The following is a 25820-nucleotide window of genomic DNA, read 5'->3' as shown; positions in this document are numbered from 1 at the left end:
CAGACGCGCGAGAGGTATACGACAGGCGTCTCTGTCCGCAAATTGACGGATCGAGTAAAGCTCGCGATAGATCGTTAAAGTTGCATCAGAGTAATTGATGCGGGCGGCTGCCAGAACGAAGATTTTCAGGGATGCTTAGTTGGTCTTCGTATTTGCGATCCAACAGTCAGCGAAAATCGTGCAGATAGATCGTGTTCGACATTCATTAACAATTGTCGAAATCACTTGTTACAGATCGTTACACTCATTACAGAAGCTCCCCTAGCGCAGACCGATGCTTTCTCGTTAAATAGGCGCACAACTGATTAAAGAGGGAACATCGTGAAAACATCATTTATTTCCATCATCGCCGGAGCAGCGGCAAGCGCGGCATTGATGCTGTTTGCAGCGCCTGCGATGGCGCACGTCGATGTGGGAATCAACATTGGCGCTCCCGGTTTTTATGTGCCGCCGCCGGCGCCTGTCTATGTGCAGCCGGCCCCGGTTTATGTGGAACCGCGCCCGGTTTACGTGCAACCCCGTCCAGTTTATGTACAGCCGCGCCCTGTCTATATAGAGCAAGAGGAGTATAGAGAGCGGGGAGAGTGGCGAGAAAAGCATCACCACGAGCATGAGTGGCATCACGACAACGGCTGGCATCGCGGCCATGACCGGGACGATTAATCTACGTTCTGCCTAAATGAGGCAGGTGCCTGTCCAGGCACCTGCCCTTACCGCCGTAAAACAAATCCCTGACTGAAGTTCTACAAGCTGATTTGCGCCACCCCGGATTCCGGATGGCGCAAATTAGTCACGCCCATCTCACCGTCATCCTACGGCGTCGCACGCGAACCATCGCCCTTATTGCGGACAGTTTGTGCTCAGATTGTTCAGGTTTTGTTGATCCTGGCGGAAGCTGACTTGCTTGGCGCCGTCGTTGTTGCTGATCCTGATCACATAAATACTGTCGAAGTCGCTGCTCTTCCAGTGCGGCACGACGCTGGCATCGCCGCCTTGGTCGGCGATGATGTTCTTCACCACTTGTTCGAGCTTGACATGTTCCCAGGCGACGAACACCAGCGAGTTCTTGTAAGCGTCTTGTGTGAGTTCTGATTCAAGCGCGTTGATATCGAGAAAGCCGTACGGTGTATTCACCGGCATCCCCAGTCGAATTGCCGTCGGTTCGATGGTGGCCAGCGGACGCACATAGTAATAACTTTGCTGGTGGTCATTCACTTTGCCGGCAGGATCCGGCGCATAGATGGCATCCGGTTTGCCATATTGCGAGGTCAACACTTGCGGCAGAGCCAATGCGCGATTTAATCCCTGGCAGGTAATCTGCCCCAGGCCATCGGCCGGCTTTTCAGCGTGACGGATGAAAACCAGGGTTTGCTGGAAATTCTCGGCGCCGCATACGGCGGCGATGCAACTTAGCGACAAGGCCAAAACGGTTTTTTTGATGGTTTGCATAATGTGCGTTTTCTAAGGTTGATCGGAATTCCCGGATTGTTCACCAACGATGAAGTGCTGGCGCGATCTTACCTTAGCCGTTCAAACGTTGCCGGCGAGGAATTTCGAGGTGCCCTCCGGTCAGCGATGACGGCGACTCATTGTGGATTATCTTTATCCAGCTGCAAGCCAAGCACGCGTCTGAACTCAAGCAAATCCTGGCGATTCATATCCGATATGGCCCAATAGTGCATGCCGGACTGCGTCCAGTGCACCATCTGAAAGCCTTGTCTGGAGGAGGGGGTAGGCGGGGTACTGCTCTTAGTTTTGTCCGGCCATATGAATAGATTCAATACGTGCTGGCGATGTCGATACGCCAACGCGGCTACCGGCCGTTGATTGAGGTAATCGAGCCGGCCCCCGATCAAGGCAAAACCTTGCGCCGCCAGATCGTAAGTCGGGGGAGAAAAATCGAGCTTGCCGGTGAACCACGGTTTGACCGTGTGCTGGTCGGACGAGGCGACGTCCGCCAGGTGATCCGCCAGCAACGAGCGGAAATGGCTGGCGACGATTTCCTGGTCGAGTCGCTCGGCATCTGAGGGGACCGCCAGATAGAGTCCCAGCATGACGGCAAACGCCAGGCTGCTCGCCGTGGCGAAGCCGAAATTGATCCATGCCCACGAAAATTTCGGCAGCTTGCGGGTGCGGGGTTGCTCCCTTTGCAGCGCGTTTTGAATCCTTTGCCGTAGATGGTCCGGCGCGTCGTAGCGGATGCCGTGCGTCTTCACCGCTGCGCGTACGTTCTGCATCTGTTTGCAAGCGTCGGCGCAGTCGGTGCAGGCGGCAAGATGCATTGCCAGTTGCAATACCGTAGGCGCGTCCAGCGCATCGTCGATGTAGGCGGACATCATGTTTTGTGCGTGCTTGCAATCCACTCTATCCCCCGTTGTGTTTCAGGTACTCGATCAGTAATTTTCGTCCGCGCGCCAGGCGCGACATCACGGTGCCGATCGGGATGTCGGCAATGACCGCAATTTCCTTGTACGACCAGTCGTCGATGTCTTTCAGCACCACAATTTCCCTGAAAATCTGCGGCAGCTTTTCCAGCGCCTGATTGATCGCATTTTTGGCATCGCGACTGGCCAATATGTTTTCCGGTCGATTGCCGATGGCATCGATCGAGATTGCGGATGCGTCATCATCCTGGCCGTGAATTTCCTCGTCAAAGCCAACGTCAGCCCGCTGCTGCCTGCTATCGCGCAGAGATGTGTAATAGGTGTGCCTCACTATGGTCAGCAACCAGGCCCGGGCATCGCCTCCTCGGAAGCCTTTGAAAAATTTGAAGGCCCGCAGGAATGCTGCTTGCACCAGATCTTCCGCATCTTGATCGTTGCGCGTCAGCCAGCGCGCCAGATTGTAGGCCGCGTCCAGATGAGGCAAAGCAATTTCCTCAAACTGCCTGGCTTTATCGTTGCCATCCAAGTGGGTATCCATCGCTTTGTTTTCATCCTGGATATGAAGACTCGGGTTTGATGCGATTTATTCCATGGTGACCGGTTTTTCATCTTACTGCGCAGCCCTGCGTCTCGCTACCGATAGCAAACTGATTCTAAAAAATAATATGAGATTCGCCGGAATATTTTCCGTTGATACAGAGTTATACAGGTGTGAGGCGACCAACTAAAGGGGACCAACATGATAGATCGCAGAGGTTTCTTAAAACTGACCGCGCTTGGCGGCGGCGCGGTATTCATGTCCGGCTTGTATGGGCGGGCGGGCGCCGCAACCGGCAAGGCGGTTCCCGGCTACGACGATTTTTATTTCGTCCAGCTGTCCGACACGCATTGGGGCTACAGCGGCGACGCCAATCCGGAAGCGGCCAACACCTTGAAACAGGCGGTTGCGACAGTCAACGGGCTGCAAGTGCAGCCGGATTTTATTGTGTTCACCGGCGACCTGACGCATACGACTGATGATCCGCAGGAACGTCGAAAACGCATGCGAGAGTTCCGTGAAATCGTCGCCGGGTTAAAAGTGCAGACCTTACATTTCATGCCGGGAGAGCATGATGCCGCGCTCGACAACGGCACCGCATTCAAGGAGCACTTCGGCCAGACGCATTACACCTTCGACCATAAAGGAGTGCATTTCATCGTATTGGATAACGTTTCCGATCCTGGCTCACGGATAGGCGAAGCGCAAATGGATTGGCTGCGAACGGATCTGGCGCACCAGGCGCACGATGCCCGGATCGTCGTCTTTACCCATCGCCCCTTATTCGATCTGGCGCCCAAATGGGACTGGGCGACGCGCGATGGCGATCAAGCGCTGGCCTTGATGATGCCGCACTCCAATGTCACGGTGTTCTACGGGCACATCCACCAGGAACATCATCAGATGACCGGGCATATCGCCCACCACGCGGCCAAGTCGCTCATCTTTCCGCTGCCGGCACCGGGATCGCAGGAAAAGCGAACACCGTTGCCTTGGGATCCGTCGGCGCCGGGCAAGGGACTTGGTTTCCGCGAAGTGGAAGCGGAACCGAAAGTCGGCGAATACAAAATCGCGGAATTTCCTGTGAATAGGACCTAATCATGAACATGACAAGAAGGCGTTTGTGCTCGCTGTTGGGCCTGGGAGCGTTAAGTTACGGATACGCGGAACGGGGGCGTAGCGCAGTGCAAGAACGCGCGATCAGCATAGAGGCCAAGAGATTTTCTTATACGCCGAATCAGATTTTCGCCAAAACCGGGGAGCCGGTCGTATTGGAATTTACCGCAGTGGATTTCATGCACGGATTCAAGATCCCCGATATGAATATCCGTGCCGACCTGGTGCCGGGCAAGATCACCAAAGTACGGCTGCAGTTTGACAAGGCGGGCGACTACGATTTTCTATGCGATAACTTCTGCGGCAGCGGTCACGAAAACATGAATGGAAAAATAATCGTGCGCACTTAGCGCAATCAGCTCGTCCACGTGTGAGGTCGAAGATGGCGTGGGCGCGCTCTTGAATTAAAAAGGCTGAAGAATCCAGGCAGGCGGCTCGAGTTCCGATTCTGCGAAATTTCCGTGCGCCGGTTTTGGCGATATTAACGATGTCCTTGTCCTGGCCGGGTCTTGCTTGCGATCCGGGCTTGGTGCGGACGGTCGCGGTCGGGATGGCGCGAGCGGGATGCTGAACAATTTGATGAATAGATTTTCGAAGTACGACATGGTGTTCACCGTTGGGGAAAGTAGATGAGGTGCGGATAATTCGCCATCAGCCCGGCGTGACCTGGCCGAACTCGGCGTCGGGCAAGTGACGCATCACCGCATCCATAATCAAACCCGAAGCAGGCGCTTTCAATCCGAGCCACACCTTCATCCTGGTCGCGTGCGTGATGGGCTGGATGCGGATGTACACCACCGACGTACCGCAAGTGCGCATCACCAAATGTCGCAATGAGGTGACGCTGTCGGCATCGATCGTCATCAGCATGACGAGAGATTGAACCGGTTGCGGCCTCTTCAAAAGGAAGTGATCCATGCGGCACCTGTTCCTCTGTTTATCATGTAAAAAGAGTAGCAGTTCGAACGTAAAGATTTTCTAAAAAGGCGCTGCTGCTGTGTAAACCTTGCGTAAAAATTGCAGCCTTGCGGCGCACAACTGCCATCGTTGACGGCGGCTGCAGCGGCCGCTGATCAGATCGTCAGACGAAAAAAATCCGGCATTGCGCCGGATTTTTTATACAGCTGCAAGCGCCAATTCTGGCGGCATCAGTTCATGAATTTCCCGTCTTTGGTAATCATGGTCATATCGACGAATTTCGAGCCGCTATGATTGGTGCCGGAAAAATTGACGTCAAAACCGCCGCCATTGTAATTTTTCATGTTGATCGATTCCAGCGCCTTCACCAGCTTGGCGCGGGTCAGGTCCTTGCCAGCCCGTTGCAAACCTTCGACGAATACCTTGGCAGCGATGAAGCCTTCCAGGCTGGAGAAGTTCGGATTCTTGATGCCGGCCTTTGCCATCAGCTTGGTGTATTCGCCCACCACCGGGATCGCCGGGCTCCATGGGAACGGCACGACTTGCGAAATGACGACACCTGCACCGTCCTTGCCGAGCGAATCCGCCAGCGCCTGGCTGCCGACGAACGACACGTTGTGGAACTGACCGGTATAACCCGCCTTGTGCATTTCTTTGATAAACGCGGCGCACGATGTGTAGGCGCTGATCAGGATCACCGCGTCAGGGCGTTTTGGCAGGATCTTGCTGATTGCCTTGCTGACGTCGGAGCTGTTGCGCTCGACGGTAGCGGCCTCGGCCATTGGCACATTCAATTTCTTCAGCGCGCGTTCAACGCCTTCCAGGCCGGCACGGCCGTAAGCGTCGTCCTGGTAGAACACGGCAATGTTCTTGATGCCGGTGTTCACCAGTTTTTGAACCAAGTGTTCGGTTTCGTCGAAATAGCTGGCGCGGATATTGAAGACCTGGCGGTTCAACGGTTCGCGCATCGACTGCGCGCCGGTGACCGGTGCAAAAAACGGCACTTCCGCTTTCGTGAAAATAGGCATCGCGGCATTGCTGGTAGCGGTACCTACGTAACCGAACAAAGCGAACACATCGTCTTTTTCGATAAAGCGCTTGGTATTGGCGGTTGCCAGATCCGCTTCGTATTTGTCATCCGCCTTGATAATCTCGATGCGTCGGCCATGTACGCCGCCTTGTTCATTGACTGCATCGAAATACGCCTTGGCGCCGGCATTCATCTGGATCCCCAGTTGGGCAGCGGGACCGGTAAATGCGGCGGATTGTCCCAGCACGATTTTCTGGTCGGTGACGCCGGATTCGGCAAAACTGGACGACAGCGGCGCGCTGATGCCGACGATCAACGGCAATACAAAAGATAAAAGACGACGGTGGAGTTGCATAAAAAATCTACTTTCTAAAGAGGGCAGTTTGCACTGCGAAATTTACGGTCATCTCTAAAAACCTACTGCGCGTCCCAATCTCGGGGCTGTGATGCTCACCGTACCTCCGTACGGCTGCGCTTCTCGCCCCGACCTTGGGCCGCTCGCTACGGTTTTTAGAGGTGACCTTTCCTGCGCGTCCCAATCTCTGGACTGCAGGGATGACATATTCGTCGCCGTATAGTTCATACGACTCCGCTTCTCCTCCGACCTTGTGCCGCTCTCCACGGTCTTTAAAGGCGACCGATAGTCAATTCCAGAAATCGGCATCGCTACGGTTCAAATCGCTGCGTATTATAAATTTATTGCAGGGCGAAAACAAAAGAAGATGTGGGGGTTAACGATGAATTTGGCATGGATGTTAGCGATAACTTCTCTTTACTTGCTGTTCCAGCACGAAATTGCATAATCTTTGTTTGGCGAATTGGATGCGTTTCCACTGATGATTTTTTCTTTATATCTCGATGGCAATTTAAAGTGGGAATGTGTGCGATTTCTCTCTATTTTCAAAGAAAACATGTGTAACTAGTGATTTTCTGGCGCGCATCGTCAGAGAAAAGCAGATGCAACGATAAGATGTTGTAAAACGTGGGGGATTGTTTGGCATGCACTAATGCATGCAAGAATTCTCGATCAATTAATAGAGGAGCAGAAATGGTTTGTTTACCAATCCAGTCCATATTGTCCAGCACTGCGGTACGCCCATGCTGAAGTCGTTCAATACAGAAACACGGTTTGATCACGCCAGTGCCGCCAACGGCTATATCCCTTTCGAGCGCATCCAGAATACCCGTGATCTGGGTGGTCACCTGGCGCATGACGGGCGACGGATTCGGGCCGGACGATTGCTGCGCGGCGGCAATCCTGGTCTGGCTTCTGCGGCCGATATTGCCACGCTGAAGAGTTTCAAACTCGATGTGGTGCTGGACTTCCGTGCGCCGGGTGAGAAACAGCCGGCGGAGCAGGCATTTGCGGAGATTTTTCACTGGATTGCCGATCCGGTCCTGGTCGGCAATCTGTCGCAGGAGACTGTGCTGCCTATGCTTAAGAATGGCTCGGCGGAAACTAGCCGTCAGTTCATGATCGATTTTTATCGCGATTTCCCGCGACGTTATCAGGCGCAGTTCAAGCGCTTTCTGACTCTGGCCGAGCAAAACAAGACGATGCTCTATCACTGCACCGCCGGCAAGGATCGTACCGGCTTTGCCAGCGTGTTGCTGCTATCGGCGCTGGGTGTCGATCATGCAGCCATCATTGCGAATTATCTTGAATCGAATCATTACAACGCGGCAGGCAATGCACAGGTGCTGGCTCAGATAGCCGAAGCAGCATTGCCTTCGGAGGTAGTGGCGCCGCTGCTGATGGTCGACGCGGCCTACATCGAGGCATCCTTGCAAGTGGTGGAGGATGACTATGACGGCATGGATCATTATCTGCGGCAGGTGCTGGGCATCGACCTCGAGCGCATCCGTCGCAATTATCTTGAGCCGACGTCTTAATACTCGGTTTCCGCAAGTCGAAAAAAAAAGCCACCGACCAAGTCGGTGGCTTTTTGGCTGACGTGAAGGTGTCAGCCGATGCGGCGTCCAGCAGTTACCACATGATGACGCGTTGTTCCGGCGGCAGATACATCTTGTCGCCGGGTTTGACATCAAACGCGCTGTAGAAGCCGGGTTGATTTTCCAGTGTGCCGTTGCCGCGGAAGCGCGGTGGCGAATGCGGATCGGTTTTTACATAGACGATGGCTTGGGCGTCGCGCACCTTGCCGCGCCATACCTGACCCCAGCCGAGATACAGGCGCTGGTCGCCGGTCAAGCCGTCAATCACCGGCGCCGGCTTGCCGCCCAAGGACAAGTGATAGGCCTTGTATGCAATCGCCAGACCGGAGTTGTCCGCGATGTTTTCACCCAATGTCAGTTCGCCGTTGACCTTATATCCAGGTACCGGGCTGTAAGCGTTGTACTGGGCCACCAGGGCCTTGGTTTTGACTGCGAATTTTTCGTGATCTTCCTTGGTCCACCAGTCGCGCAGATTGCCGACTTCATCGTACTGGCTGCCTTGATCGTCAAAGCCGTGGCTGATTTCATGGCCGATCACGCCGCCGATGCCGCCATAGTTCACGGCATCGTCTGCCTTGGCGTTAAAGAACGGCGGTTGCAAAATCGCCGCCGGGAACACGATTTCGTTGAACTCAGGGTTGTAATAAGCATTGACGGTTTGCGGCGTCATGCCCCATTCGGTACGGTCCACCGGCTTGCCCAGCTTGTCGATATTGCGCTTGAATTCGAAATTGTTGGCACGCATCACATTGCCGACCAGGTCGTCACGCTTGATGGTCAGGCTGGAGTAGTCGCGCCATTTGTCCGGGTAGCCGATCTTCAGCATCAAGGTCGACAATTTTTTCTGTGCCTGCTTCTTGGTGGCAGGACTCATCCAGTCCAGGCCCGCGATGCTTTGATCGTAGGCAGTGATCAGGTTGCCGACCAATTTTTCCATGCGAGCTTTGTTCTCCGGCGGGAAAAATTGCTCCACATAGAGTTTGCCGAGGCCTTCGCCGATGCTGCCTTCGACCATCTTGACGCCGCGTTTCCAGCGTGGTTCATTTTCCGGAACGCCGCGCAGCACGACGCCGTAAAACGCAAAATTCTCATCGACATACGGCTTCGACAATTCAGCCGCGAAGCTGCTTAAAACATGCCATTTGAAATACGCTTTCCAGACCGATAGCGGGGTTTTTTGCAGGACTTTGTCGAAGCCCTTGATGTAGCTCGGCTGACTGACGACCAGATACGAGATCTTGTCTTTCAGCTCGGTGCCCGACAGATAGCCGTCCCATTCGATATTCGGCGCCAGCGTATGCAGTTGTGCCAGTTCGACTTTGTTGTAGGTTTTTACCGGGTCGCGGTTTTCGACTTTGGTCCATTGGACTTTTGCCAGTTCGGTTTCCAGCGCGACGATGCTGGCCGCGTTCTTGTGGGCGGCTTTGTCGCCTGCCAAGGTCAGCATTTTTTCGATATGCGCCAGGTATTTGTCCAGCGTGTCCTTGAGCTTGGCGTCATCCGCTTTCAAGTAGTAGTCGCGGTCCGGCAAGCCGAGACCGCTTTGTCCCAGATCGGCGATGATTTTGCTGGAGTCCTTGGCATCCGTGTGTATGCCCAGATCGTAAGGTGCGGTGACGCCGACGCGGTTCAGGTAGGCGATCAAGCCGGAGATTTGTTTTTTGTCCTTGAGCGCATCGACCTTGGCGAATTCTGCCGCTAGCGGTTTGATGCCCAACTCTTCGAGTGCCGGCTCATTCATGTAGCTGGCATACATGTCGGCGATTTTTTGTTCGTTCGAACCAGGCTTGATGTTTTTGCCCTGGCTGACGGTATCGACGATGGTGTGCAGCTGGGTTAAGGAATTTTCCCGCAGTTCGTAAAATGCGCCCCAGGATGACTTGTCGGCAGGAATTTCCGTGTTCTTCATCCATGTGCCGTTGACGTAGCTATAAAAGTCGTCTTGCGGGCGCACTGTCAGGTCCGCATTGCGCATGTCGATGCCGGTGCTCAGCGGTGCAGCGGCAACCGGAGCGGTGATGGCGGCGGCGGGTGTTTCGGCGAAGGTGACGCCGGCATAGCTGGCAGCCAGGGTCAGCACTGCGGCGCAAATCAGAGATCGTTTCACGAGTCAAAAATCCTTATGAGAGTTCATCGGAAAAAACAGCTTTTTAGGCTATCACTAAACGGTTTTTAAAGCAGTCCTACAAACTTGTTTTTCCAGCCATCAATGCAGCGTCGCCGCCGGATTGGCGCGCAATGCCGTGCACAGCAGCGTCTGTTCACGGGTTTGCGCCAGGCCGCGATCGGCGCCGGTGAGTTGATGCAGGCGCGGTTCGAAAAAGGCGCTGAGGCGTTCGGCATCGGCTTGCGAGCAACCGTCGCCGCCGACCAAGCCCGGCAATCTGCCGCCGAAATTTTCGCCGCTGCGCTTGATCAGCTGTGCATGGTTGCTGGTGAACCATTGCCACATGGCGTCATGGCCTTCGCCGTCTTCCCGGCTGGCTGTCAACAGGGTTTTGATTTCGCCGACTTTCACCAGCGGATCAAGCGCCAGGTTGCGCGCGCGTTCGGCGTCAGCCGCTGCGGTGGCAGCGCCGACTCCGTACAACATCGCCATGCGCTGCGCCGGTTCGCTGGTGTTGCCGAGCGCCTTGATCAAGGCGTCGATGGTCGCCTTGCCGCGTTCCTGGGTGCTCACAGCCAGAGCGGTGCGCAGCAGGTCGGGGTTGGCCGCTGCCAAGTTGAGACGGTGCTCGGCATCCGGCTGCAGCGCTTGATCGCCTTGCGCCAGCATGGCCTGACGCACTTCCGGCAGCTTCATGTCGATCGCCAGGAAATTGGCCAGCTCGGCCCGCAGCAGCGCATCGTCCTGGGTGTCGCCAGGGCGGCGTTGGTAGCCCAGTTGCTGCAGTCGCGGCAGGTAGAGCGTGCGAGCCAGATCGACCAATTGCTGGCGTTGCGCATCGGTCCGCACCGCATATTTCGAGAGCCACTTGAGCGATGGAATCAAGGCGATGGCGACTTCCCGTGTTGTGGCTGGCGCCAGACGGGGCGCCGCAGCCAGCACGGCCGCCGCATCCAGGTCGCCGCGCCGGAAACCGGCATTGATCGCATCCGCGTACGCCAGTTGTTCGGTATCGGCCAACCGGGCGATGTGTTGGTTCAGGCGCGCCAGGTCCTCATGCGCCATGCTGAACCGGTAATAACCGGCGGCATCCGCGTTCGGCATGTACCAGGTCGAAGCGGACGCGCCTTGCAGCACGATTTTTCCCTGTTCTTGATCGAGCAGTTCGCATTGGGTTTTGCTGGCGGCGCTATGTTCGTCGCCGTAGCGCACGCATACCGGAATGCCCCACAACTGCTTGGGGTTGCCGGTCGAGCCGAGCGGCAGGTAACGCTGTTGTTTCAGGCGCAGCACGGCTTGGCCGTGTTCCCAGCTCAAGGCGGTCTCTACCTGAGGCACGCCCGGCTGGTCGAGGAAACTCTGCATGGCGCGCGCAAAGCGCTTGCCCTTGCCGGATGCCTTGGCTAGCGCGTTGATCAGGTCATCGGCGGTGGCGTTGGAGAATTGATGCTGCTGAAAATAGCTGCGTACCCCTTGCCGGAAGGTGTCCGCACCGAGATAGCGTTCGAACATATTCAATACTGCAGCGCCCTTTTGGTAGGTGATGCCGTCGAATGCAGTTTCGATGTCGCCGTTGCCGGCGATCGGCTGGCGGATGCGCCGCACGCTGACCAGGCTGTCGCTTTGCATGGCGCCGTTGGCGCCATTGATGAGTTCCAGGTCGGCACGGTATTCGGGATGCAGTTGCTGGGTGATTTTGCTTTGCATCCAGGTCGCAAACGCTTCATTGAGCCAGATATCGTCCCACCACGGCATGGTCACCGTGTCGCCAAACCATTGATGCGCCAGTTCGTGCGCCGTCACATTGAATGAGCCGCGGACGTTGGTCGCCGGCGATTGCGCATCGAGCAGCATCAGGTAGTCGCGGAAAGTCACCAAGCCGGGATTTTCCATCGCGCCCGCGGCGAAATCCGGGGCTGCCAGCAAATCCACTTTATCGAACGGGTAGCCCAAGCCGAAATAATCTTCCAGCGCCGTGATCATGGCCGGAGTCTGCTCCAGGGCGCGCTGCATGCGCTGTCCTTCGCCGCGCGGCGCGATGCCGCGCAGCGGCGTCACATGCTGACGCCATTGTGTCGCTGCAATGTCCGGTCCCTTGACGATCTCCCACGGGCCGACGGCAAATGCGACCAGGTAGCTTGGCAACGGCCGGGTCGGGGCGAAGCTGAGTTTGCGCCAGCCGTCCGCCATTTTTTCTTCGGATATTTGCTGGGTGTTGGCGACCGCAACTTCATCGTTCGGCACGGTCAGGCTGAGCGTGTACGGCGTCTTGAAGGACGGTTCGTCGAAGCCGGGGAAGGCATAGCGCGCGCTGATCGCTTCCAGCTGGGTCATTGCGTAGGGCGCGCCTTCATGGTTGATTTTGTACAAGCCTTCCAACTGCTCGTTGAACGGCGCAGTGAATTCCAGCTTCACGCTGTAGCGGCCGGCCGGCAGCGTGCTGCCGAAATTGACCAGGGCGACGCCTTCTTTGGCTGCCGCCACGCTGTAGGTCGCCGCGTGAGTCCGCTTGGCAGGATCGGTGAGCGTGACTTTGCCGACGCTCAAATCTTGGCCGTGCAGCCATAAATGGTCGGCCGCCTGCTTGAGCTCAATCTCGATCGTGCTGATGCCGGAGTAAGCGCTCTGACGCGGATCGACGCGGAAATCGAGATGGTAGGCCAGGGGCTGCGCCCAGCGCGGCAATTTGCCTAAAGGTACGGTGTCATTCGGGGTTGCCGCAGCGGCGTCGAATGCAGAGGTGCTGAGAGCGATGCTGAGCGTGAAAGCGGTGAAGACGGAATGACGGACGAAACGACGGGTAAAGCACACCATGGATGAATTCCCCTCTTGAAATTGTCTGAGGATTCTATCTTGGTGGAACTTATTGCGCTATAGAAATGATATGAAAATAAATGTCAACGATGCTATTCAGATGTAAAAGAACCCGCGCCAGGCGGGTTCTTCGCATCAGGCGCGCTTGATCAGTCGCACTATGAATAACAGGATCACGGCTCCCACCGTGGCTGTCACGATCGAAGAGAGGAAGCCGCCGCCGACATGAATCCCCAATAGCCCTGCCAGCCAGCCGCCGATGAAAGCGCCGACGATACCGACGATGATGTCGACCACCAGGCCGAAACCGCCGCCCTTGACCAATATCCCAGCCAGCCATCCTGCAATTGCACCCACTATCAACCAGGCGATGATTCCCATGAGATTCCCCTTAAAGTTAAACGCTAGCAGCATCGTAGGGCGGAAAAGCGCAGCGTCTTCCGCCGTACTGGATGCGTCAACGCATGTGGTACATCCAATGGCGGATAACGCTGCGCTCATCCGCCCTACTTTTTTCAACGCTATGGCAGAAATGAAAAAGAGCCATCACTGGCTCTTTTGGTTGCTTAGCTGCAGGCTTTGCCGTGGTCGGCTTTGAAGCCCTTGGACTTGGCATCCGCTTCCGACATGTAGGAACCGGCCTTGGTTTTGCCGTAGTACTTGGTATTTGGGCAGTGGTATACCTTGGTGCTGGTGTTGACCCATACCTGGCCTGGGCCGCCTGCTGCTGGAGCCGCCGCCGCTGGCTTGGCGCTGCTGGTTGCTGCCGGAGCCGGAGTTGGCGCTGGCGCCGCTGCGGCTGGTGTCGCTGCCTTGGCTGCACCGTACCATTCCTTCACTCCTTTATGCGAGGCACAGGCGCCGCTTTTTGAGGCAGCGGAAGAGTATGAGCCGTCATTGCACAGGCCGGTGCTGCCGGCAGGGGCCGAAGCAGGGGTTTGGGCGTAGCTACCGATGGAGGTCAAGAGTGCTGTTGCAACTGCTGCGGAAAAAAACAATGCCTTCATTTTCTGCTCCTTGGAATGAGTGATGCTCAATGTGGTACGGATTACATTTGTCAATCTGTCTACTTGCGGCGTCAATGGCTCTTTGCTGTGCGCCGCACCCGAATATGAACGAGGTTTGTACTAAACGCTCCCAAATACAATACGGCTGACACGAATTGCTGCATTAATTGCAAATAAGTCGCAAATAAGTTGCAAACAAGTGTAATAAGTTTGATTTCAGGCCCTTCCGGCGCCATCAATCGCAGTGATAAGCTGCTCGCCTTCATAAGGAGTGTGTGATGCGTTCAAAACAATCATGGCCGCGCCTGCTTTTAGCCCTTTGTTGTGTCTTGTTTGCGCTGCCGGCGGTGGCGATGGGGGTAGGGCAGGCCGCCCCCGGTCTGACGGCGAAGACGCTGGCCGGCGACGCTTTCAATATGCAGAACGAGCTGGGGCAGGTGGTGATAGTGAATTTCTGGGCTTCGTGGTGCGGGCCGTGCCGCGAGGAAATGCCGGCCATGGAAACCTACTACCAGCAGCACAAGGGAGAGGGATTGCGGATTATTGCGATCAGCATGGATGATCCGGCGGACGATCACGTGGTGCGCGAGGTCATGACCAAGTACAGCTATCCGGCCGCTTTTCAGCGCGATGCGAATTTCAAGGGATTCGGCCGTATCTGGCGCATGCCGATGACCTTCGTGATCGATCGGCACGGGATCCTGCGCAAGGACGGCAGCGTGGGAGAACCGAAGATCGATCTCCCGCTGCTGGACAAACTGGTGACTCCGTTACTAAAAGACAAGCTGCCTTAAGGGCACCTCGAAAAACCGTAGCGAGCGGCCCAAGGTCGGGGCGACGAAGTTGCAACACCTGCAGCCGTACGGAGCTGGTGAGCATCGCGGCCCCGAGATTGGCGGGCTTGCCAAACCCTGCAGTAGGTTTTTAGAAGTCGCCCTAAAACGTAAAGCGCGCGCCCAGCGACGCCGTATAACGCGGCGCCAGTTGCACCCCGTTGACCTTCTGGTACACCGGCACTTGCACAAAACCGTAGAGCGATACCTGCTGACTGACCGGCACTACCAGGCCCGGGCTGAGATAGACCAGGGTGCCGCCGGTGCTGATGGTGTCGGCATTGGCGCCGACGTCATGCAATACGCGGCGGGCATTCAGCTGCAGCTGCGGCGTGACCGCGTCAAAGCCCATGTAGCGCACGCCCAGGTTCAAGTTGGCGCTGTCGCCGGGGCGATATTGATCGCTCGAATTGAGCGCTTTCTGCGCGATGCCCTGCACGAAGTAATCCCAATCCTTGTTCAGCGTATCCATAAAGTAGGCGCCGAGGATGGCGTCGGTGGTGCCGCTGCCCGGCTGCAGACCGCGATCGATCGGAACCGGACCTGGCGCCGTGGGATCGCTAGACATCGCGGTCAGGGTATGGCTGCCGGTGGCCAGCTTCAGGCCGAACAGGACGCCGAAGTTATGCTGCGGCGTAAAACCCTGGTAGCGGCCGATGACTTTGACGTCGCCGACGTTGGAGGTCTTGGAATCGTACTGACCGCCGCCGTCGCCCGGCGTGGTGCCGTCGGATGCGGTGCCCAGGGTGCTGTGGCTGCGCATGATGTAAGGCAGTTGCAGATTGACGCCCCAGTCCGGATTGAAGCTGTAGTCCAGGCCCAGCGTCAGGTAATTATTGCGCGTGAATTTTTCGACTTCCTGCGGATTGCCGTTGTTGGAAATCTGGCTGGCGGCAGCCGGAGAAATGGTGCCGGTGCCGCTGCGCAGCTGGTTCTGGTTCAGGTAATCGTAACGGACATCCAGCTTGAGTCCGGAAGAGCCGCCGAAACCCAGGTTTTCCCAATCCGAGCTGAGAGTGCAGCCGCAGCTGGCGCAAGCCCATGCAGCGCCAGGGGATAGTGCAGTGAGAGCCAAAGCCGCGAGCGGCAGCAAAGTGAGCCGGACCCGGCGGCTTGATGATGTATTCATGACTATTCCTCATTTAACTTGTAATGCGTAAAGCAAGCTACTTCCATTAGCGTAAGTCGCTTGCGGCAGTGAAGTAAATCAGGAAAAGAAGGGCGGCCCGCGCGGGTGAGGGTTGAGCCAGGCGGCTGCGGTCGGCAGCGTGATGGCCGGTGGCGGCAACGCTCTGCCGCTGCTGCTGTCAGCGATATCCCAGGCGGCAGCGCCGGGTGGTAAACCGATATCTGCGCTATGGATGAAGCACAGCAGGCAATGACCTGCATGCTGCTGGTCTGGCAAGGCCGGATTGCCGGCGTCTGGCGCCTGACGATGACCGACTGCTGAACACAAATCGCCCAGCCCCGGCGGCTGCCCATGCGCGGCCGGCAGCAACCGCGCCACGCTTGGCAGCAGCACTGCAAACAATGCCATCCAGATGGCAAATCGGCGTAGAGAGCGAGACATCTTTATATTTAACGGGAGCAATCTTACGGTGACAGGGCCGTATGGTATCCGAGAACGCGGTATCCGAGAATACGCAGTCTTGCCTAAATCCCGCTAAGTAAAATCCCCCCGGTTTGCACCAGGTCGGACCTATCAAGCTTCCGGATGCAAATCGACGGTGTACAGGTTTTTGCCGTCGATATTGTGCAGCGAGACCGTCATGACCTTGCTCTTGGCGTCGATTTTCCCAAGGCCGAAGAATTGCAGCAGTTCGCTCGGCGGGCGGTTTTGCTTCATGTCGCTGGGGATGCTGACGTAGCGCACATCCGGACCGAAAGTGCGGTCGATTTCTCCCGGGCCAAAGGTGCCGGCGTGCAGCGGGCCGCCGACAAATTCCCAGAACGGTTTGAACTCGGTGAATTGCGCTTTCTCGGGAGAGTAATAGGTGGCGGAAGCGTAATGCACATCGGCCGTGACCCACACCACGTTCTTGATGTCGTGCTGCTTGATGAACCTGAGCAGTTCCGCGATTTCCAGTTCGCGCCCAAGCGGTTTGCCATTGTCGCCGTTGGCCCAGGCTTCGTAAGTGCCCGGTGGTACGTCCGGGTTCAGGTCCGGCACCACGATGGAGATCGGCATGTCGCTGGCGATCACTTTCCAGGTCGAGCGCGAGCGCAGCAAGGACTGCTTGATCCACCTGAGCTGGGCCGAGCCGAGAAAGGCCGAATCCTGGTTCAGCGTGCTTTGGCGATTTGGCGAATTGGCGCCGCGATAGCTGCGCTCGTCGAGCATGAACACTTCCAGCAGCGGCCCGTAATTGAACATGCGGTAGACCCGCTCGGGATCGCTGGGCTCGATCCGGTACGGGTTGTACTCGAACATGGCGCGCTTGGCGTAGGCCGCCAAGGTCGACAGCTCGCGCTCCTGATAGCGGGTTTCGGCGGCGCCGAATTTTTGCCCCGGATACCAGTTGTTGCGTACTTCGTGATCGTCCCACTGCACCAGGAACGGCACTTCCGCCGCAAAGCGGCGTTTGTTCGCATCCAGCAGGTTGTAGGCAAAGTTGCCGCGATAATCGTCCAGGGTTTGCGCCACCTTGGACTTGGCTGGCGTCACCAGGTTGCGCCACAGCGTGCCGTCATCCAGCTTCACTTCCTTTTCGATCGGGCCGTCGGCGTAAATCTGGTCGCCGGAATGGATAAAGAAATCGGGCTTGAAACCGCGCATCGTTTCATAAATCCGGTAGCCACCCCAGGCCTCGTTGATGCCCCAGCCCTGACCTGCCTCGTCGCCGGAAAAGGCGAACGTGATGTCGCGCTCGGCGCCGCCCGGGATCAGCAGGCTGCCGCTCAGCGGTTCGCTGTAGACCGATGCATCCCGGATATCCTGAAAACGCACCCGGTAAAAAATCCGCTGTCCGGCCGGCAGGCCGCTGAGATCGACCCGTGCGCTGAAATCGGTGCTGGGCAGCGCCAATGCGCTGGTCAGCGTGCGCGCATCCCGCAACGCTTCGTTGTTCGCATACTCCACCACCATCCGCGACGGCCGGTCGGCGCGGCTCCAGATGATGGCCTTGTCGCGTGTGATATCGCCGCTCATGATGCCGCTGTTCAGTTGCGGCCGCAGCTGGTCCGGGGTGATCAATGCCGGCGGACTGTTTTGCGCCAGTACGGTCTTCAAATGCGAGCCGCTCAGCAGCGCGCCGGCGCCAACCGAAAGATGGCGTAAAAAGGTGCGGCGTTGCAGAGTCGGAGGAGATTTTTTGCGGGAGGACATGGCTTGCTCGGCGGAGTGGACGAAGAGCCAGGATTTTATCTAGCCTGTATGACAGGAGCATGAATGAGATTTGCTGGCTCAAAAACAAAGCCGGCGAACGCGATGTTCGCCGGCTTGAATGTATCAGGCCATCGAGTTGGACGCGGCCTTAACTCTTGACCGCTTCCACCTGGATCGCCAGTTTCACGCCCGGGGCAAATTTCGGGATGCCGTAGCTGATGCCGAAGTCGCTGCGATTGAATTCAGCCGTTGCATCTGCGCCGCATACCTCGCGCTTCAGCATCGGGTGCTGGATGCACTTGAACTTGTTGATGGTCAGCGTTACCGGCTTGGTCACGCCATGCAGCGTCAGATCGCCTTCAACCGCCACCAGCTTGTCGCCGTCGAATTTCAAGGACTTGCTTTTGTAGGTGATCTCCGGATATTTCTGGACGTCGAACAGGTCGGGGCCTTTGGCATGATCGTCCATCTTGGCGTGGCCGAAGTCGATCGAGTTCGGATCGATCTTGATGTCGAGAGAACCGGTCTTGGCCTCGCGGTCCAGCGTCACGCTGCCGCTGGTCTTGGTGAATTTGCCGCGCCATACGGAAATGCCCAAATGATCGGCTTCAAAGCTTGGATAGGTGTGATTGGGATCGATGGTGTAAGACTCTGTTGCGGCGAATGCATTGGCGGCGCTGGCTGCCAGCAAGGAAGCGAGGATCAGTTTGTGTTTCATGCGTTAATTCCTTTCAATGAAATGCAGGTGAGGAAAACTGCGGGGTAATGCTTATTGGGCTACTAGGCGGAATTTGATTGTGATCTCATCGGCCACCATGCCGGTGTCTTGCCATTCGCCTTCGCCGATGTTGTAGGTCAGCCGCTTGATCGGCAAAGCGCCTTCAAAAACTTGCGCATTGCCTTCTTTCTTGACGTTCAGAGGGAAGCGCACATCGGCGGTCTTGCCCTTGATCGTCAGCTTGCCTGCGACTTCGTATTTGCTGCCTGCCGGTGCGCCGGCGCTGGCCTTGATCGAACTGGTCACGAAGCTGGCGCGAGGAAATTGCTGGGCATTGAACCATTCTTTATTCAACACTTCCTTGTTGTAGTCGGGATCGCCCAGATCGAAGCTGGGGATCTCGATGTCGACGCTGGCTTTGGATGCTTCCGGCTGCGCATTGTTGAAGTCGATCTGGGTCGCGAATTTCTTGAATTTTGCTTCGACCGGCACGTTCAATTGCTTGAACACGATCGTCACGCTGCTCTTGGCCGGGTCGGCTTTCAGCGGTGCTGCGATGCTAGTCAGAGGGGCGGCGCTGCAGACGATGAGGCCGGCGCAGAGCGCGGTTTTGCGTAACAGGGATTGCAGATGCGTCATGGGACTTTCCTTTTTCAGTTAATGATGGAGCGCGGCAGAATGCGTTTGAACACGCCGTCGCGGTCGATGAATAGATGTTTGAACGCCGCCAGCACGTGCAGGCCGACGCCGCCCAGCAAAATCATGTTGAGCACGTAATGCGCCAGTTTGAGCAGCGGTTTCAGTTCGGGATTGGGGGCCATCAAAACCGGCAGCGGCAGTACGCCGAGGTAGACCACCGGCACGCCGGCCGCCAGGCTGTAGCAATAGCCCGAGATCGGCACCGCGAAAATCAGCACGTACAGCAAGCTATGCAAGGCATGCGCCGACACCTGTTCCCAGCGCGGCATGCCGGCCGGATACGCCGGCGCCGGATTCTTCAGGCGCCACAGCATGCGCAGGCAGGCCAATCCCAGCACGGTGACGCCCAGCCATTTATGCCAGGAAAAATATTTCAGCTTGGTCGGCGTCAGGCCGTGAATGTCGACCATGGTCAGGCCCAGCAAAAATGTGGCAACGATCAATGCCGCGATGAGCCAGTGCAGGAGGATAGTGGTGGTGGTGTAGCGTTGCATGGAATGTGTGATGGCGTAGTGGCTGGCGCGGTGATGCGTGAACCGGGTTGGGACAGGCTTGCCATGGTAGCGGAAATCGCCGGAGGCTGTATCCAATATGGCGTGCGCGTTTGACGACGGTACGGGGTACGGCTGATATCTATTTCAATTTCTGGATGCGTTGTCGATCGCTGTTGCAAAATGTCAGCTTATGAGTGGCCGCCAGCTTGAGAAGTTTCTTAGCTGAAAAATATTTTTTTGAGAAAATATCACTGGCCGTTGTCTTACAATGCGAACCGGCGTCGCTTGATAATTACTTAAAAAGGATGAGACACATGACCCAGCTTGCCCCCGTCGTAGAATCGGTTCCCGCATCAAATTCGGCGGATAGCCGGAAGCGCATTTTTGCCATTGTCGGCGCGTCGTCCGGCAATCTGGTCGAATGGTTCGACTTTTACATCTACTCGTTTTGCGCGATTTATTTTGCGCCGGCGTTTTTCCCAAGCGGTAACGCGACCACGCAATTGCTGTACACCGCCGGCGTGTTTGCCGCCGGTTTCCTGATGCGCCCGATCGGCGGCTGGATGTTCGGATGGATCGCCGACAAGCATGGCCGCCGGACCTCGATGATGATCTCGGTGCTGATGATGTGCGGCGGTTCGCTGATGATCGCTTTCATGCCGACCTACGCCACCGTCGGCACCCTGGCGCCGCTGCTGCTGTTGATCGTGCGCCTGTTCCAGGGCTTGTCGGTCGGCGGCGAATACGGCACCAGCGCGACTTATATGAGTGAGGTCGCGCTGCAGGGGCGGCGCGGCTTCTTTGCTTCGTTCCAGTATGTGACGCTGATCGGCGGCCAATTGCTGGCGGTGCTGGTGCTGGTCATTTTGCAGCAGTTGCTCAGTAGCGAACAAATGTATGCATGGGGCTGGCGCGTGCCGTTCGTGGTGGGTGCGGCGGCGGCTGTGGTGGCCCTGTATCTGCGCCGCTCGCTGAGCGAAACCTCGACCGCGGAAACACGCCAGCACAAGGATGCAGGCACCTTGGCCGGGCTGATGAAGCACAAGGGCGCATTCATGACGGTGATCGGTTTTACCGCCGGCGGTTCGCTGATGTTCTATACGTTCTCGACGTATATGCAAAAGTACCTGGTCAATACCGCCCACATGCCGGTCAAGACCGCGAGTGCCGTGATGACCGCCGCGCTTTGCGTTTACATGCTGATGCAGCCGCTGTTCGGCGCCCTGTCCGACCGCATCGGGCGCCGCACTTCGATGCTCTGGTTCGGCACGCTGGGGACGCTGGCGACGGTGCCGATTTTGTACGCATTGAAAGATATTTCAAATCCGTATGCGGCTTTTGGGATCGTGCTGCTGGCAATGACGATTGTCAGTTTTTATACGTCGATCAGCGGCTTGATCAAATCCGAAATGTTTCCGCCGGAAGTCCGAGCGCTGGGCGTCGGACTGTCGTATGCGGTGGGCAATGCGCTGTTCGGAGGCTCGGCGGAAGCGGTGGCGCTGAAGCTGAAAGAGATGGGGATGGAAACGAATTTTTACTGGTATGTGACCGCCATGTGCGCGATCAGCCTGATCGTGTCGTTGCGGATGCGCGATCCGAGCAAGGAAGGTTATCTGAGAGACGTGCCTTGATGCTTGCTTGATTTATCTCGATTGAAATAAAAATGCCCCGAAAATCATAAGATTTTCGGGGCATTTTTTCATGCGCATCAATCTCAGTCCAGCACCGCGGCGGCGTGCCGCTGTTCTTCGTGCAGCGCCACCTTGGGCAGGGTTCGCACGGCGCGGATGACCGGATGCCGTGCGGCGATCGCCGCCAGCAGCAACGCCGACAAGCCGGCAAAAGCCAGCGAAAAACGCAGCCCGAGGTGTTGCCCGAGCCAGCCGCCGATCAAGGCCCCGGGTCCGCTCGGAAGCAGGATCAGCCAGCGCATGGTGCTGGTCATGCGGCCCAGCAGCGGCTCCGGCGTGACGGCCTGGCGCAAGGCGAGGAAATTGATGAAGATCAGCACGCCGCCGGTACTGAAACACATCAGCATCACGGCAAACGCCGCCACCCCAAGTTCATTGGCCGGCGCCAGCGCCAGCAACAGCCAGCCGGCGCCGGACACCGCAATCCCCAGCACCAGGCAGGGACCGGGACCGAGACGTCGGCTGATCCGATTGCCGTACACGCTGGCGATGACGGTGCCGACTCCCATGCCGATGTAACTCAGGCCGACTGCTTGTTCACTCAGGCCCAAGGTGCGGGTGGCGAATAGAATTTGCACTACCAGCGCGGCGTTGTAGCACAGTTGCCACAAGCCGACGGTGACCGCCAATGTGATCAACAGGCGCTGGCGGGCGACAAAACGCACCCCTGCTTTCAGGTCGCGCCAGAAATGGGCATCGGCGCGCTCCGGCCGCACTTCGTTGACCCGGATGTCGCGCAAAATTGCCGCCGACAGCAGCATCAGCGCGGCGTTGACCAGCAGCGCCACGGGTGCGCCGACCAGCTTGATCAATGCGCCTGCCAATCCGGGGCCGGCTACTTCCGCGCCGGACGAGGCGAGCGCGTTTTTAGCGTGGGCTTCCACCAAGCGGTCGCGCGCCACCACCTGGGTCAGCACGATTTGCGCCGCAGTGCCGGCGGTGGTGGCAATCGTGCCGAGCACAAAGCCCACCGCATACAACCAGGTCATGCTCAGCCAGCCGGCCCACCAGGCGCAGGGCACGCTGGCCACCGCCAGCGCCAGGCAAGCCTCACCCAGGATGTAGACCGGCAGCTTGCGGACCCGATCGAGCCAGACCCCCGAGGGCAGCGAGAACAATACAAACGGGAAGCTCTCGACGAAGATCAGCATCCCCATCTGCAGCGGCGTTGCATGCAGCAATACCGCGGCGGTAAGGGGCAGGGCCAGCATGGTGATCTGGCTGCCGAAGGAGCTGATCAGGATCGATGACCACAAGCGGCGATAGACCAGGTCGCGCAACAAATCGTTAGCGGGCAGGGTGAATTTTTGCTGGACCAGTTTGCGTATTCTTTGCAGCAAAACCCTCATTTCATTATTCTTTCGGCGCAGTATCCGGCAACATGGGGTCGGCTCCGGACTGCGATGCCGGCGGCGTGCTAGTGGCTGTTCCCAGCAGGGCCGGCAACAGATCGGTTGCGGCTTGCCGGGATAAATTGATGTTCAGCTGCGGCGTGTCCAGCACGCCCTGAACGCGCGAGGTGGCGACGGTCCTGCCGTTGATGGTGATCGTCAAGTCTTGTTCCAAGGCCGTGCGCGATATCTGCTCCAGACGTCGCTGGGCATCCGGGCTGAGCGTGACGTCGAGCACCACCAGGTCCGGATTGGAGCGATAGCCATCCTTGATGTTGAGATTGATTTCGGTGAAGTCGATCTGGGCGGAAAATGCGATTTCAGCCGAACTGGCCGCCATCGCATAGAAAGTACAGAGCGATGCAACCATTAGTTGCCAGCGCGCGCGCATGAATATTCCTTGGACAAATAGTGAGCGGTTTTGACAGCAGTCTTTGCTCGCGGATTGCCCGCAAGCAGGTTTTAATTCTACTATCAAAGAAGGTGTTTTCTGTTGTGCGGAGGGAATATTTTGTTGGGGGGCGTGACTGGATTCCGGATACGGCGGCTAAAAATCGCATGCCGTCGTATCCGAGTTAGTGCCTACTTATACAGAGTGCATCAGCGGCTGGTTTCCTGCGCCGGCAGGATCGTCAGATTTTCACCCTTCGGCGTCTGGATCGCCTTGCCGGCCGACTTCAGCACCGGCTTGGCGTTGCCGACTGTGACTGGAATCGATACCGCGCGGGTGCGGTCGCCGATGGTCACGAATACATTCAATTGATACACGCCATCTTCCGCTGCACGCACGTTCGGCGTATCGGTCACCACGCCATCCTGATTGCTGACCAGTGCGGCGTTGCCGACGGTGATCAGGGACAGACCGGCGTCGGTCCGATATTCCACATGCAGCGGGACATTCGGCTGGTCGGTCTTGAACAGCAGCATTAGCGGCAGCTTGGCGTTCTTGCTGGTTTGGCCGCTGGATACCAACTCGACCGTTACCGGCGCCCCGACTTTGGCGGCGCTTTTATGGGGTGTGTTAGTCGCTTGCTTGACGCTGGTTTCAGCGCTGCAGGCGACAGTCGCCAACGCGAGTAAACCGGTGGCCAGGGTGATTTTCAGATTCATGATTGCTTTCCTTATTGAACGAGCGTGACGGTGAAGCACCCGCTCTGGGTATCGACCTTCGCCTTGATGGTCGCGACATAATTGTTCTGTGCCGGCAAAACATACGACAAGTTATAGGTGTCGGCGGCAGTCGAGTCTTTAACGAATTGGCCGTCAATCGGATTGCCCTGGCTGAACAGCTGAAATTCCGGTGTCAGCCCGGCATCGGTGACCAGCTTCAATTGATGGACGCCAGTTTGCGGGATATTAAAACGCAGATAACGGTAGACGCCCAATTTGTTGATGCCGCCGTAGGTAATTGTGCTGCACACCCTGGTTCCTTGTCCGATCAGCAGCTGGGTATAGACCGGCAGCACGAACTGCCCATTGCCGGCGCTGACGGATGGCGGCAACACAACTTGGTTGACGCCAAACGGGTCCAGGCTGCTGCCGTTCACGGTGTTGATTTCAGCAAGCAAATTATCAATGGTGGTTTGTCCGGCTGCGTTGACTTGCCCGCGCAGCGGTGTCGCGAACGAGAACAGGCTGGTCAAGGCCGGCGTATTGGTTTGCGTCGTCATCGCCTGGTAGATCGGGCTAAAGCCAACTGTCGGCGATTGATGTAAGCGATACAACACGGATTGCACGGCTGTCTCGCTAAACCAGGCTTTCGGATCGGTGGCCGGGATCTCATCGACCTTGAAAACTACCGCGGGTGACGCTTGCTGGGGACCGAAGGTGTCGATATACATCGGATCGTTGCGCGCCATGCTGGAGAATGCGTTGCCCCAACCTTCACTGAACGCCAGGCGCATGTCGAGCAGATCGCCGGGGCCGTGCGTACCGCCGATACTGTCGTCGCGAGAAAAGCTGGCCTGGAAATAATGACCCCATTCATGGGCAATCACGCCGGCATCGTATTCATCCGTATCGACATCTTCCTTGCCGCGGATATGGAGTCCTATGAAATTAGGGCCGTTGACGCTGCCAAAGTAAGTGCCGTCCATACTGCCCGGACTCCAGAATATATTTAGCGGAGGAAATGCTGCATTTTGATTGGCTTGCAGCACTTTCTGGCTAGCTGCATAAACCGTATCCAGAATCGCAAACGGTCCAGCCACACGGGGCGCGGTATAGCTCGACCCGCCCCAGCCCGATGGCGCATTCAGGTCATGGATGCTGGCCTGGGTGCCACTATTGAAGTTCGCGCCATCCATCGCATACAGTGCCGCGCTATCACCTGAAATACTATAGCCAGTCGATGAGTTGTCGCGAACCGCGAAATTCCAGCTAGGACCCGACCCGGTTGCGCGCAGCAACTGCGCTTTGGCGCGCACATGGACCGAGGTGTTAAAAGGCGCCTGGAATACATAATTGCCCTGAACATCCGTTTGCGTCGACTGCAGCACTTTGCCGCTATCGTCGACCAGTTCGACCACGATATTGCGTGCCGGCTTACGCACGGTATTGGGGTAATCCAGTTTGGCTAGCCAGTTGCCGGACTGGTCCTTGCTGGCCACCGCCGGCACGAAATCGTAAGTGATCTTGCCCGAAACTGAAACCGACGCTGACGGAGTCAAACTACCGCCGCTACTACCACCATCGCCACCGCCACCACCGCATCCAGTCAAAACCAATAGGGCGCCAAACAAGGCGCCTATCAGTTTGTTTTTAAGTCCATATCTGCCAGACATACCAATCCTTCTAAGTTGA

At 57.1% G+C, this 25820-nt stretch carries 25 protein-coding genes; 6 read left to right on the top strand and 19 right to left on the bottom strand.

Features of this window, described 5'->3' with window-relative positions; genetic code table 11:
• Window positions 1–321: 321 nt before the first annotated feature.
• Window positions 322–663 carry a hypothetical protein gene (locus ACFPM8_RS01760; RefSeq protein ID WP_378994333.1) on the top strand — a complete coding sequence of 114 codons (342 nt, stop codon included), beginning with the start codon at window positions 322–324 and terminating at the stop codon, window positions 661–663.
• A gap of 177 nt (window positions 664–840) precedes the next feature.
• Here the strand turns inward: ACFPM8_RS01760 and ACFPM8_RS01755 are convergent, their stop codons facing one another.
• The 3 genes from ACFPM8_RS01755 to ACFPM8_RS01745 form a co-directional block, all read right to left on the bottom strand.
• Window positions 841–1449 (bottom strand): histidine phosphatase family protein, encoded by a 609-nt coding sequence (locus tag ACFPM8_RS01755; protein WP_378994331.1) that lies wholly within the window; start codon window positions 1447–1449, stop codon window positions 841–843.
• Window positions 1450–1586: 137 nt separating this feature from the next.
• Window positions 1587–2363: an anti-sigma factor family protein gene (locus tag ACFPM8_RS01750; protein WP_378994329.1), complete on the bottom strand. Its 777-nt coding sequence runs from the start codon at window positions 2361–2363 to the stop codon at window positions 1587–1589.
• Window position 2364: 1 nt separating this feature from the next.
• The gene (locus ACFPM8_RS01745) at window positions 2365–2922 is read right to left on the bottom strand and encodes a sigma-70 family RNA polymerase sigma factor (RefSeq protein ID WP_378994327.1); all 558 of its coding nucleotides are present in this window, start codon (window positions 2920–2922) and stop codon (window positions 2365–2367) included.
• Window positions 2923–3123: 201 nt separating this feature from the next.
• Between ACFPM8_RS01745 and ACFPM8_RS01740 the strand changes: the two genes are divergently transcribed.
• Window positions 3124–4020, top strand: coding sequence for a metallophosphoesterase family protein (locus ACFPM8_RS01740; protein WP_378994325.1), 897 nt, complete (start codon window positions 3124–3126; stop codon window positions 4018–4020).
• A 2-nt stretch (window positions 4021–4022) separates the two neighbouring features.
• Window positions 4023–4388, top strand: coding sequence for a cupredoxin domain-containing protein (locus ACFPM8_RS01735; RefSeq protein ID WP_378994323.1), 366 nt, complete (start codon window positions 4023–4025; stop codon window positions 4386–4388).
• A 301-nt stretch (window positions 4389–4689) separates the two neighbouring features.
• On the opposite strand, the gene ACFPM8_RS01730 is transcribed toward ACFPM8_RS01735, so the two are convergent.
• Both ACFPM8_RS01730 and ACFPM8_RS01725 read right to left on the bottom strand, forming a co-directional pair.
• A complete protein-coding gene (locus tag ACFPM8_RS01730; RefSeq protein WP_378994321.1) occupies window positions 4690–4956 on the bottom strand; it encodes a hypothetical protein in 267 nt (88 codons plus the stop codon).
• A gap of 230 nt (window positions 4957–5186) precedes the next feature.
• Complete coding sequence (locus ACFPM8_RS01725; RefSeq protein ID WP_378994319.1) at window positions 5187–6341, bottom strand: ABC transporter substrate-binding protein; 1155 nt, start codon at window positions 6339–6341, stop codon at window positions 5187–5189.
• 698 nt (window positions 6342–7039) lie between these two features.
• Here ACFPM8_RS01725 and ACFPM8_RS01720 point away from each other — a divergent pair.
• Window positions 7040–7879: a tyrosine-protein phosphatase gene (locus ACFPM8_RS01720; RefSeq protein WP_378994317.1), complete on the top strand. Its 840-nt coding sequence runs from the start codon at window positions 7040–7042 to the stop codon at window positions 7877–7879.
• 94 nt (window positions 7880–7973) lie between these two features.
• On the opposite strand, the gene ACFPM8_RS01715 is transcribed toward ACFPM8_RS01720, so the two are convergent.
• From ACFPM8_RS01715 to ACFPM8_RS01700, 4 genes are all read right to left on the bottom strand, one after another.
• A complete protein-coding gene (locus ACFPM8_RS01715) occupies window positions 7974–10046 on the bottom strand; it encodes a M13 family metallopeptidase (RefSeq protein WP_378994315.1) in 2073 nt (690 codons plus the stop codon).
• 99 nt (window positions 10047–10145) lie between these two features.
• Complete coding sequence (locus ACFPM8_RS01710; RefSeq protein ID WP_378994313.1) at window positions 10146–12860, bottom strand: M1 family metallopeptidase; 2715 nt, start codon at window positions 12858–12860, stop codon at window positions 10146–10148.
• A gap of 135 nt (window positions 12861–12995) precedes the next feature.
• Window positions 12996–13241 carry a GlsB/YeaQ/YmgE family stress response membrane protein gene (locus tag ACFPM8_RS01705; protein WP_378994311.1) on the bottom strand — a complete coding sequence of 82 codons (246 nt, stop codon included), beginning with the start codon at window positions 13239–13241 and terminating at the stop codon, window positions 12996–12998.
• Between the two features lie 185 nt (window positions 13242–13426).
• Complete coding sequence (locus ACFPM8_RS01700; RefSeq protein ID WP_378994309.1) at window positions 13427–13867, bottom strand: DUF3761 domain-containing protein; 441 nt, start codon at window positions 13865–13867, stop codon at window positions 13427–13429.
• A 278-nt stretch (window positions 13868–14145) separates the two neighbouring features.
• On the opposite strand from ACFPM8_RS01700, the gene ACFPM8_RS01695 reads away from it, so the two are divergent.
• Window positions 14146–14661, top strand: a complete 516-nt coding sequence (locus tag ACFPM8_RS01695) for a TlpA disulfide reductase family protein (RefSeq protein ID WP_378994307.1) — start codon at window positions 14146–14148, stop codon at window positions 14659–14661.
• Window positions 14662–14803: 142 nt separating this feature from the next.
• Here ACFPM8_RS01695 and ACFPM8_RS01690 read toward each other — a convergent pair whose 3' ends face one another.
• From ACFPM8_RS01690 to ACFPM8_RS01665, 6 genes are all read right to left on the bottom strand, one after another.
• On the bottom strand, window positions 14804–15829 hold the full coding sequence (locus ACFPM8_RS01690; RefSeq protein ID WP_378994304.1) for a TonB-dependent receptor: 1026 nt from the start codon (window positions 15827–15829) through the stop codon (window positions 14804–14806).
• Between the two features lie 78 nt (window positions 15830–15907).
• Window positions 15908–16237: a DUF2946 family protein gene (locus tag ACFPM8_RS01685; RefSeq protein ID WP_378994302.1), complete on the bottom strand. Its 330-nt coding sequence runs from the start codon at window positions 16235–16237 to the stop codon at window positions 15908–15910.
• Window positions 16238–16402: 165 nt separating this feature from the next.
• Window positions 16403–18025, bottom strand: a complete 1623-nt coding sequence (locus ACFPM8_RS01680; RefSeq protein WP_378994301.1) for an alkaline phosphatase D family protein — start codon at window positions 18023–18025, stop codon at window positions 16403–16405.
• Window positions 18026–18173: 148 nt separating this feature from the next.
• On the bottom strand, window positions 18174–18743 hold the full coding sequence (locus tag ACFPM8_RS01675; RefSeq protein ID WP_378994300.1) for a YceI family protein: 570 nt from the start codon (window positions 18741–18743) through the stop codon (window positions 18174–18176).
• Window positions 18744–18794: 51 nt separating this feature from the next.
• Window positions 18795–19382, bottom strand: a complete 588-nt coding sequence (locus tag ACFPM8_RS01670; RefSeq protein WP_378994299.1) for a YceI family protein — start codon at window positions 19380–19382, stop codon at window positions 18795–18797.
• 14 nt (window positions 19383–19396) lie between these two features.
• Entirely contained in the window at window positions 19397–19936 is a 540-nt protein-coding gene (locus ACFPM8_RS01665) for a cytochrome b (protein WP_378994503.1), read from the bottom strand.
• 314 nt (window positions 19937–20250) lie between these two features.
• On the opposite strand from ACFPM8_RS01665, the gene ACFPM8_RS01660 reads away from it, so the two are divergent.
• Window positions 20251–21567 carry an MFS family transporter gene (locus ACFPM8_RS01660; RefSeq protein ID WP_378994297.1) on the top strand — a complete coding sequence of 439 codons (1317 nt, stop codon included), beginning with the start codon at window positions 20251–20253 and terminating at the stop codon, window positions 21565–21567.
• An 83-nt stretch (window positions 21568–21650) separates the two neighbouring features.
• On the opposite strand, the gene ACFPM8_RS01655 is transcribed toward ACFPM8_RS01660, so the two are convergent.
• The 4 genes from ACFPM8_RS01655 to ACFPM8_RS01640 all read right to left on the bottom strand — a co-directional run bounded on the left by ACFPM8_RS01655 (window position 21651) and on the right by ACFPM8_RS01640 (window position 25801).
• Complete coding sequence (locus tag ACFPM8_RS01655; protein WP_378994295.1) at window positions 21651–22976, bottom strand: MFS transporter; 1326 nt, start codon at window positions 22974–22976, stop codon at window positions 21651–21653.
• Between the two features lie 4 nt (window positions 22977–22980).
• Window positions 22981–23409, bottom strand: coding sequence for a hypothetical protein (locus ACFPM8_RS01650; protein WP_378994293.1), 429 nt, complete (start codon window positions 23407–23409; stop codon window positions 22981–22983).
• Between the two features lie 209 nt (window positions 23410–23618).
• Window positions 23619–24128 carry a hypothetical protein gene (locus ACFPM8_RS01645; protein WP_378994291.1) on the bottom strand — a complete coding sequence of 170 codons (510 nt, stop codon included), beginning with the start codon at window positions 24126–24128 and terminating at the stop codon, window positions 23619–23621.
• An 11-nt stretch (window positions 24129–24139) separates the two neighbouring features.
• Window positions 24140–25801, bottom strand: a complete 1662-nt coding sequence (locus tag ACFPM8_RS01640) for a hypothetical protein (protein ID WP_378994289.1) — start codon at window positions 25799–25801, stop codon at window positions 24140–24142.
• Between the last annotated feature and the right edge of the window lie 19 nt (window positions 25802–25820).

The organism is Paraherbaspirillum soli (assembly GCF_042654985.1).
Lineage (GTDB): Bacteria > Pseudomonadota > Gammaproteobacteria > Burkholderiales > Burkholderiaceae_D > Paraherbaspirillum > Paraherbaspirillum soli.
This window is presented reverse-complemented; position numbering and strand designations above follow the sequence as displayed.